This window comes from Arthrobacter sp. ZBG10 (genome assembly GCF_001238605.1).
Classification (GTDB): Bacteria; Actinomycetota; Actinomycetes; order Actinomycetales; family Micrococcaceae; genus Arthrobacter.
Genome location: NZ_LFQH01000039.1, coordinates 71,333 through 80,147 on the forward strand (window position 1 = coordinate 71,333; position 8,815 = coordinate 80,147).

Annotated in this window: 10 protein-coding genes; 5 read left to right on the forward strand and 5 right to left on the reverse strand. The window is 67.5% G+C overall.

What is annotated here, in order from left to right; genetic code table 11:
* Positions 1-79 precede the first annotated feature (79 nt).
* The 5 genes from tsf (at position 80) to ACU18_RS10325 (ending at position 4,028) form a co-directional block, all read left to right on the forward strand.
* Entirely contained in the window at positions 80-916 is an 837-nt protein-coding gene (tsf, locus tag ACU18_RS10305; RefSeq protein WP_050685459.1) for a translation elongation factor Ts, read from the forward strand.
* Between the two features lie 118 nt (positions 917-1,034).
* Positions 1,035-1,772, forward strand: coding sequence for a UMP kinase (gene pyrH, locus ACU18_RS10310; protein ID WP_050685460.1), 738 nt, complete (start codon positions 1,035-1,037; stop codon positions 1,770-1,772).
* 130 nt (positions 1,773-1,902) lie between these two features.
* Positions 1,903-2,460, forward strand: coding sequence for a ribosome recycling factor (gene frr, locus ACU18_RS10315; RefSeq protein ID WP_050685461.1), 558 nt, complete (start codon positions 1,903-1,905; stop codon positions 2,458-2,460).
* Entirely contained in the window at positions 2,460-3,383 is a 924-nt protein-coding gene (locus ACU18_RS10320; protein WP_050685462.1) for a phosphatidate cytidylyltransferase, read from the forward strand. Before frr ends, ACU18_RS10320 begins: the two co-directional genes overlap by 1 nt.
* 60 nt (positions 3,384-3,443) lie before the next feature.
* Positions 3,444-4,028, forward strand: a complete 585-nt coding sequence (locus tag ACU18_RS10325) for a DivIVA domain-containing protein (protein ID WP_050685469.1) — start codon at positions 3,444-3,446, stop codon at positions 4,026-4,028.
* Between the two features lie 108 nt (positions 4,029-4,136).
* Here the strand turns inward: ACU18_RS10325 and ACU18_RS10330 are convergent, their stop codons facing one another.
* Genes ACU18_RS10330 through ACU18_RS10350 form a run of 5 tightly spaced genes read right to left on the reverse strand, consistent with a single transcriptional unit; the run spans position 4,137 to position 8,717 of the window.
* The gene (locus ACU18_RS10330) at positions 4,137-4,904 is read right to left on the reverse strand and encodes a hypothetical protein (protein WP_231686048.1); all 768 of its coding nucleotides are present in this window, start codon (positions 4,902-4,904) and stop codon (positions 4,137-4,139) included.
* Between the two features lie 18 nt (positions 4,905-4,922).
* Entirely contained in the window at positions 4,923-6,389 is a 1,467-nt protein-coding gene (locus ACU18_RS10335) for a sodium/solute symporter (protein WP_050685463.1), read from the reverse strand.
* Between the two features lie 7 nt (positions 6,390-6,396).
* Positions 6,397-6,753: a hypothetical protein gene (locus ACU18_RS10340; protein ID WP_050685464.1), complete on the reverse strand. Its 357-nt coding sequence runs from the start codon at positions 6,751-6,753 to the stop codon at positions 6,397-6,399.
* Positions 6,750-7,466: a LytR/AlgR family response regulator transcription factor gene (locus ACU18_RS10345; RefSeq protein WP_050685465.1), complete on the reverse strand. Its 717-nt coding sequence runs from the start codon at positions 7,464-7,466 to the stop codon at positions 6,750-6,752. Before ACU18_RS10345 ends, ACU18_RS10340 begins: the two co-directional genes overlap by 4 nt.
* Before the next feature lie 33 nt (positions 7,467-7,499).
* On the reverse strand, positions 7,500-8,717 hold the full coding sequence (locus ACU18_RS10350; protein ID WP_050685471.1) for a sensor histidine kinase: 1,218 nt from the start codon (positions 8,715-8,717) through the stop codon (positions 7,500-7,502).
* Positions 8,718-8,815 lie beyond the last annotated feature (98 nt).

Below are 8,815 nucleotides of genomic sequence, written 5' to 3' on the forward strand. Positions count from 1 at the left end.
ACAGGATGGCCGCCCACGGTGTGGGCTGCCATCCTGTCAGTCCGTACACCACATCAAATTTCTAGACAGAGGGGTTCACATGGCGAACTACACTGCCGCGGACATCAAAGCCCTGCGTGAGCGCACCGGCGCCGGCATGATGGATGTCAAGAAGGCTCTTGACGAAGCCAACGGTGACGCCGAGAAGGCCATCGAAATCATCCGCATCAAGGGCCTCAAGGGTGCCACGAAGCGCGAAGGCCGTTCCACCGCTGAAGGCCTGGTTGCTGCCAAGGTCAGCAACGGCGTCGGCATCATGATCGAAGTCAACTGCGAAACCGACTTCGTGGCCAAGGCCGACAAGTTCATCCAGCTCGCCGACCAGGTCCTGGCTGTTGCTGTCGAGTCCGGCGCTGCCGATCTCGAAACCCTGCTGGCCACCGAAGTTGACGGCAAGCCGTTGTCCGAGGTTGTCGTCGAAGAGGGCGCCATCCTGGGTGAAAAGGTTGTTGTCCGCCGGATCTCCCGCATCGAAGGCGGCACGGTTGACGCCTACCTGCACAAGACCTCCAAGGACCTTCCGGCCCAGGTCGGCGTGCTGTTCGCTGTTGACGGTGCAGGCGAAGCCGCCGCCACCGCCGCCCACGACGTTGCCGTGCACATCGCCGCGATGGCCCCGAACTACCTCACCCGCGAGGACGTTCCGGCCGACCTGGTTGACTCCGAGCGCCGCATCGCCGAGGAGACCGCCAAGGCCGAAGGCAAGCCCGAAGCCGCCCTCACCAAGATTGTTGAAGGCCGCGTAACGGGCTTCTTCAAGGGTGAGGTCCTGGTTGACCAGTCCTTCGCCAAGGACGCCAAGAAGTCAGTGGCACAGGTCCTCGAAGAGGCCGGTGTCAAGGGAACCGCGTTCGCGCGCTTCCGCGTCGGCTCCTAGCCGATCCTGCCAAGGGGCGGCCACTTCGGTGGCTGCCCCTTTTGCATGCAACCGGCCGTTACCGGGCATCGGCCCCGGCAGGATAACCTTTTTTCAGACTCATCAACGGGAAGGCATCATGGAAGCCGTCAACAGTGTAATCCAACCGGAAAAAAACAAGCGGCGGGTCCTCCTGAAGCTCTCGGGTGAGGTCTTCGGCGGCGGAAAGCTCGGTGTTGACCCCGAGACCGTCCGCGACGTCGCCAAGCAGATCGCCGCAGCCGTGCCGGACGTTGAAGTGGCCATCGTGGTGGGTGGCGGCAACTTTTTCCGCGGGGCAGAGCTGTCCCAGAGCGGCATGGACCGTTCCCGCGCCGACTACATGGGCATGCTGGGAACCGTGATGAACTGCCTGGCCCTGCAGGACTTCCTGGAACAGGCCGGCGTTGAAACCCGCGTCCAGAGCGCCATCACCATGGGCCAGGTCGCAGAGGCCTACATTCCGCGCCGCGCCATCCGCCACATGGAAAAGGGCCGCGTTGTCATCTTCGGCGCCGGCGCCGGCCTGCCGTACTTCTCCACCGACACCGTGGCCGCCCAGCGCGCCCTCGAAGTCCACGCAGACGTGGTCCTGATGGCCAAGAGCGGCGTGGACGCCGTGTACACGGCGGACCCCAAGAAGGACCCCACCGCCGAGCGGCTGGAGACGCTCAGCTACGACGACGCGCTGCGCCGCGACATCCGCGTGATGGACCAGACCGCCATGACCATGTGCAAGGACAACGACCTCTCCATGGTTGTGTTCGGCATGGAAGGCGAAGGCAACGTCACCCGCGCCATCAAGGGCGAAAAGCTGGGCACCCTGGTCTCCGCCTAGCTGCGGCTAGGATGATTTCAGGACCCTTCCGTTCCCCGCCCTGCAGGCGGGGCCGGAACCAGCAACAGAAGAACCACGTGTGTGCAGGAAACCGGCGCCCCGGACTGCACCCGAACCGTCAGGAGATGCCGTGATCGAAGAAACCTTGCTCGAAGCCGAAGAAAAGATGGACAAGGCCGTAGAGGTAGCCAAGGACGATTTCGCTTCCGTCCGCACCGGCCGCGCCAACCCGGGCCTCTACAACAAGGTCCTGGTGGAGTACTACGGCTCACCCACGCCCCTGCAGCAGCTGGCCTCCTTCGCCATCCCGGACGCCCGCACCATCCTCATCACCCCGTTCGACAAGACCGCCCTGCGCGACATCGAGCGGGCCTTGAGCGACTCCGAGGTTGGCGCCAACCCGTCCAACGATGGCAACGTCATCCGGATCACCATCCCGGAGTTGACCAAGGAACGCCGCAAGGAATACGTCAAGATCGTCAAGAACAAGGGCGAGGACGCCAAGGTGTCCATCCGGAACATCCGCCGCAAGGCCAAGGAAACCCTTGACCGCCTGGTCAAAGACGGCGAGGCCGGTGAGGATGACGGCAACCGTGCCGAAAAGGAACTGGACGGCCTGACCAAAGCGCACGTGGACGGCATCGATGAGCTGCTCAAGCGCAAGGAAGCAGAGCTGCTCGAAGTCTGATGGGCCAGGCAGAACAGGCCCCGGCACCAGGGCCGCGCACCCGGGGGAAGCAGCCCAGGCCCAATCCCACCCCGAAGGCCGGGCGTAACCTGCCCGCCGCCGTTGTGGTGGGGCTGGCCATGCTCATTGCGGTCCTGGGCGGGCTGCTGTTCCTGCCCCTCGGGTTTGTCGCGGTCACCACCGCGTTCGGCGTCTTCGGGGTCTGGGAGATCTACCGGGCGCTGGAAGCCAACGGCACCAGGATGCCCATCATTCCGGTGATGACCGGAACAGTGGCCATGCCGTTTGTGGCCTACCTCGGCGGCATCGAAAGCCTGCTGTTCGCCATGCTGGCGAGTTGCATTGCGGTGCTGTTATGGCGGTCCATCGAAAGCGCCGCTGGCTCGGCCAACAGCATCTTCGCCGGGGTCTTCACTTTGGGTTGGGTGCCGTTCTTCATCAGCTTCGCGGCCCTGCCGCTGCACGTGGCCGGCGGGGCGACCCCGTTGGGCCTGTGGCCGGGCGGAACCATCCCCGAAGGGGCCTGGCAGGTAGCGGTGATGCTGCTTCTGGTGGTCTCCAACGACACGTTCGGATACCTGGTGGGCGCGTCCCTGGGCAAACACCCCATGGCACCCAAAATCAGCCCCAAAAAAACCTGGGAAGGTTTTTCCGGCTCGGTGGCGGGCGCGATGCTGATTGGGATCCTGGCGTGCATCTTTATCCTGGACAAGCCCTGGTGGGTGGGTGTCGCCCTGGCCGTGGGCACGGTCGTGGCAGCCACCATCGGGGACCTGGCCGAATCCATGGTCAAGCGTGAACTCGGCGTCAAGGATATGAGCGACATCCTGCCCGGCCACGGCGGCGTGATGGACCGGCTGGATTCCATCGTTTTTGCCTCGCCCCTCGTTTTTGTCCTGTACGTCCTGTTTTCCGGGGCCTGACCCAACCGCAGCCGGGCCCCGCACAGAAGCCGGCCCGGCCAAAGCATTGAAGGAATGAAAGTGGCATTGGACATTCATCGGCACATCCCCGCGTCCTTTGAGCGCGTGCAGCGCAGCGACTACGGCTACAACGCCAAACAGGTGGACAAGTTCCTGCAGCAGGCCAGGGTGTCCCTCGAGGCGCCGGAACCTGCCAACCGGCCGGTGCACAGCTCGGACGTGCGGGCAGTGTCCTTTGACCCGGTCAAGGGCGGCTACTCCGCCACCGTGGTGGACGCCGCGCTGGACCGGCTGGAAGACGCCTTCGCCCGCCGGGAACGCGATGAACTGATCGCCGCCAGCGGCGAAGAAGCCTGGCTGCGGGAGATCGGCAACCTGTCCGGCATCCTCCGGGGCCGTCTGCACCGGCCTGACGGCGAAAGGTTCCGTCGGCCCGCCAAGAGCAAAGTCCGCAGCTACAACACGGCTGACGTGGACAGCCTTTGCAGCGAACTCGTGGCCTACCTCGAAAACGACAAGCCCTTGAGCGTGGACAACGTCCGCCGCGCCGTCTTCCGCCCCGCCGTCGGCGCCGACGGCTATGAGGAAACCCAGGTGGACGCGTTCCTGGACCGGGTGGTTGAACTTATGGCGGCCATCGACTGACCCAGCGCTACGCTGCGGGAGCTACGCCGCCGGGTGGACCGCTCGCCGGTGTACCGTCCGCCTGCCGGCCAATTAGGGGCCAATCACCGGCCAATCACCGGCCCGGGGTCACGGGCCCGGGGCGGCCGGCGTGGGGGAGAGTGGCGTGTGGCGCCGCAGGATTCCTTGGTAGGAGCGCGCGCCGCTCACCGATGACCACGCGATAAAGGCCAGGCCAACGGCAGCGCCGGCGAGGAACGACGTGATCGTGCCTGCACCGAGGACCGCCAGCAGGACGCCTGCCAGCATACCCAGGAGGGCGCCGTTAGCGGTGATGATAAACAGCATGCTGCTGCCTGCCACGTGGCTGAAGTTGCTGCGGCCCCCGAAGAAGTAGTAAGTAGTGTCCATCCCGGCCTGGTCGTCGTGGTAACCGGCCATCAGGTAGGGAGCCACGCCGGGATCCAGGTCAACGTAGGCGCCGCGCAGCCGGTTCATGGCCGTCACATACATCAGGTCCTCGTGCGCCACGTTGATGACCCGCACCTGCGTGAGCAGACCCATGGCAACGTCGATGCAGAGCACGGTCGCGGCAAGCAGGAAAAACGACTCGGAGAATTTTGTGGCCTGTCCCACCAGGGCCACGCTCACCACACTGGCGGAGGTGAATGTGAGGAACATGCTGATCCTGGTCAGGACCTCACTTTGGGCGGTGCTGCGGGATGCCAGCAGTCCCCAGTGCTCCGTGGCCAGCAGCTGGGCCCGCACAGCGGCCGGGACTGCAGTGGCCGGGACTGCAGCGGCCGGCGCCGCGGCAGGCCCCGCACCGGTATCGGGCAGCTGGACGGGCGGCGCCCCGTCCTGCTGCCGTGGAGTGCTTCCGGCATCGGTGGACATGCCGTAATTGTGCACCGATCAGCGTTCGGTTGCCAGCGGCCGTTCCGGCGTGTGCAAGCGGGTCATCACCCGTGGCATCGTCCCGGGCACCCGCCGGGCCGTGGCACGGGAGACCAGCACCATCACGGCGAACGCGGCCGGGACGGTCCAGGCGGCGGGCTGCGCCAGCCACACCGGGATGTTCGCGGCGCCGGCAACCGCGCCGGCGATCATCGCGCCGCCGCAAAGGAGCCCGCCGGTGGCCATACCGGCGATGGCCCCGACGTCCGTCAGCCCCCGCCACCAGATGCCCAGCAGCAGCACCGGGCACACCGTGGAGGCGGTAAACGCAAACACCAGGCCCACGCTGCCGGCCAGGGCCAGGGAGTCCGTCATGAAGGCAAAACCCAGGGGCACGACGGCGGACAGCACCGCCGCGAGCCGGAACCCGCCGACGCCGCCGCCCAGGACGTCCTGGCTGATGACGCCGGCCAGCGACACCACCAGCCCCGATGTGGTGGACAGGAACGCGGCAAACGCGCCGGCCACTACAAGGGCCGAGAGCAGGTCACCTGCCACCCCACCCACAAGTTCGCCAGGGAGCAGCAGCACCATGGCATCCGCCTGCCCGGCCCGGGCCAGGCCCGGTGCGAAGACCCGGCCCACCAGCCCATACGCGGTGGGGAAGAGGTAAAACACGGACAGCAGGCCAAGGACAATCAGCGTGGTCCGGCGCGCTGACTGCCCGTCCGGGTTGGTGTAGAACCGGACCAGCACGTGCGGCAGCCCGAGCGTGCCGAACAGGAGTGCCACGAGCAGCGACACGTTCTGGTACAGCCCGGTGGGGGCAGCGCCGGTGGGGTTGGCCGCGGGCGGCGCCAGTGCCGGGGTTCCCGTTCCAGCCAGGTAAAAGATGATGAACAGGATGGGCAGCGCCAGGGCCGTGAGCTTGAGCCAGTACTGGAACGCCTGGACAAAGGTGATGGACCGCATCCCGCCGGAGACCACCGTCAGGCAGACCACCACCACCACCGCCACGGAGCCGGCCCAGGACGGCAAGCCGGTGGTGATCCGGATGGTCAGTGCGGCGCCGTGCAGCTGCGGCACGATGTACAGCCAGCCCACCATTACCACCACCAGGCTGGTGACCTTCCGGACGGCCTTCGAATCGAGGCGAGCCTCGGTGAAGTCGGGGATCGTGTAGGCGCCCGAGCGGCGCAGCGGCGCAGCCACAAACAACAGCAGCATCAGGTAGCCGGCCGTGTAGCCCACGGGGAACCACAGGGCATCGGTCCCGGAGAGCAGGATAAGCCCGGCCACCCCAAGGAAGCTCGCGGCGGACAGATACTCGCCGCCGATCGCCGAGGCGTTCCACCATGGCCGGACCGTCCGGGAGGCAACGTAGAAGTCGCCGGTGGTGCGGGAGATCCGCAGGCCATAGAAGCCGATCGCGGCCGTGGCCAGCGACACCACGGCCACGGCTGCCAGCGCCACGCCGGGGTTCACAGCCGCCTCACCTGTCTCCGGCCAGGTCCCGGTAGCGGGCTTCGTTCCGGGCCGCGGAGCGGACGAACAACCAGGCGCTCAACCCGATGACCGGGTAGATGCCCGCACCCAGGAGCAGCCAGCCGAAGGGGATCCCGGCCAGCCGGGATTCAGCCAGGCCCGGCACGGCGGCCAGGGTCAGCGGAAACGCCGCCAGGATCACCAGGAACCCGCCGGCTACCACCAGCGCCAGCCGCAGCTGCGAACGGATCAGGGACCGGACAAAGACCTGGCCCACGTCTGAGTCCTGGGCAGCTTCACGGCTTTCGGGGCCGGGGCCGGAAGCGGGGGCGGTCAGCGGCGTGGTGACCCGGATCCGGGTCATGCGTGCGGCCTGATCCGGGTGGCTTCGAGTTTCTCCCGCACTGTGGGCAGGTGGCGGCGGCTGATGGGCAGCCCCGCGCCGGCAACCGTGACGCTGGGTCCGTCAGCGGCCAGCTTCATTGACGTCACATGCTTCAGGGCCACCAGGTAGGAGCGGTGGGTCCGGATGAAGCCGGCCTCCGCCCACTGCTGTTCCAGGTCGGCCAACGGCACCCGGATCAGGTAACTCGCCTCGGCGGTGTGGAGGCGCGCGTAGTCGCCCTGCGCCTGGACGTACGTGACGTCGTCGCGCCTGATCATTTTGGTGCTGCCGCCCAGGTCCACGGTGATCATCTCAGGCGCCGCGCCGCCGTCGCGGAGTTCACTGATCCGGCCCACCGAACGGGCCAGCCGTTCGGAGCGGACGGGTTTGAGCAGGTAGTCGACGGCGGCCAGTTCGAAGGCGGCCAGCGCGTGGTCCTCATCCGCCGTCACGAAAACCACCGCGGGCGGGTTGCTGCTCGCGGCGATGGCGCGGGCAATGTCCAGGCCGGAGACTGCAGGCATGTGGATGTCCAGGAACACGGCGTCCACGGGCGCCGTGGCCAGCGCCAGCAGGGCTTCGCTGCCTGAGGTGGCCCGGAAAACCCTGCCGATCCGTTCGTCCCGGCCCAGCAGGAACGCCAGTTCCTCAACGGCGGGTAGCTCATCATCAACGACGAGGACGTTAATCATGCTCCAAGGGTACTTTCCGCCGGGGCCGCCGGCTCACGCGTCGTGGCCGGGCTGGGACTTGGGCACGCGCATGGTGATGAGGGTGCCTTCGCCGGGCGCGGTGTCGATCACCAGGCCATGCTCGTTCCCGTAGACCTGGCGCAGGCGGGCATCAACGTTCCGCAGCCCCACATGGTCGCCGTCGGCGTGGCCTGCCAGCACGGCCCGGAGTTGCGCCGGGTCCATACCCACGCCGTCGTCCTCGATGGTCACCTGGGCGAACGCGCCGGCGTCGTCGGCGGTGATGCTGATGTGGCCAGGCCCTTCCTTGGCTTCCAGGCCGTGGCGGACGGCGTTTTCCACGAGCGGCTGCAGGCTCAGGAACGGGATGACGGTGCTGAGCACCTCCGGTGCCACCCGGAGGCTGACCTGCACCCGCTCTCCGAACCTGGCCCGCTCCAGCAGCAGGTAGCGGTCAATGCAGCGCAGTTCCTCCGCGAGGGTGGTGAAGTCACCGTGCCGCCTGAAGGAGTACCGGGTGAAGTCCGCAAACTCCACCACCAGGTCACGGGCCCGGGCGGGGTCCGTATTGATGAAGGATGCGATGGCGTTGAGCGAGTTGTAGATGAAGTGCGGGCTGATCTGCGCCCTGAGCGCGCGGACCTCTGCCTCCATCAGCAGGGAGCGGGAGGCATCGAGTTCGGCCAGTTCCACCTGGACGGCCACCCAGTCCGCCACTTCGCCGGTGGCCCGGACCAGCCCGGCGCCGGCCGACGGGGCAAACGCCGCCACCACACCCACCACGCGGGTGCCGGCCCGGACGGGGGCTATCACGGCGGCCAGCCTGCTGCCCGTGCCGTCAGGCCCGGTTGCAGCCTGCCCGGCTGCAGCTTGCCCGGCGCCGGCGGGCAGCACGGCCGTCCGGCCGCCAGCCAGGACCCCGGCGGCAAGTTCCATCAGCCGGGGTTTGAGGTCCTCCGCCGCGCCGTCCCAGGCCAGCACACCCGTGGTGTCCGTGATGGCCAGCGCCTCACACCCCAACAGGGTGCGCAACTGGCGGCTGGCCTTCGCCGCGCCGGCCGGGTTAAGGCCACGGCGCAGGTGCTGTCCCGCCTCGGAGGCGGCGTGGAGGGTCTTGTAGGTGGCGCGTTCGGCGTCGGTGCCCAGGTCGCGGAAGGAACGGAGCACCTTGAGGCCAACGCCCACGACGACGGCAATGGCCAGGGCGATCACTGCCACTGCCGCGGCGGTCAGGAGCGGGGAGTCGGGCATGGTGCCCAGCGTAGCGGCGGGTGCCGCTCGCCGCAGCATTCCCGCCGTTGAGCGACCACCCGGGGGCAGGCACTGGATTGTGGGCGGCGCCGCGCCGC

What these genes read in the sequence shown, in the direction of transcription:
- tsf (WP_050685459.1), top strand. Translation starts at nt 80, where the DNA reads ATGGCGAACTACACTGCCGCGGACATCAAAGCCCTGCGTGAGCGCACC.
- pyrH (WP_050685460.1), top strand. Translation starts at nt 1,035, where the DNA reads ATGGAAGCCGTCAACAGTGTAATCCAACCGGAAAAAAACAAGCGGCGG.
- ACU18_RS10320 (WP_050685462.1), top strand. Translation starts at nt 2,460, where the DNA reads ATGGGCCAGGCAGAACAGGCCCCGGCACCAGGGCCGCGCACCCGGGGG.
- ACU18_RS10330 (WP_231686048.1), bottom strand. Translation starts at nt 4,904, where the DNA reads ATGTCCACCGATGCCGGAAGCACTCCACGGCAGCAGGACGGGGCGCCG.
- ACU18_RS10340 (WP_050685464.1), bottom strand. Translation starts at nt 6,753, where the DNA reads ATGACCCGGATCCGGGTCACCACGCCGCTGACCGCCCCCGCTTCCGGC.
- ACU18_RS10345 (WP_050685465.1), bottom strand. Translation starts at nt 7,466, where the DNA reads ATGATTAACGTCCTCGTCGTTGATGATGAGCTACCCGCCGTTGAGGAA.
- ACU18_RS10350 (WP_050685471.1), bottom strand. Translation starts at nt 8,717, where the DNA reads ATGCCCGACTCCCCGCTCCTGACCGCCGCGGCAGTGGCAGTGATCGCC.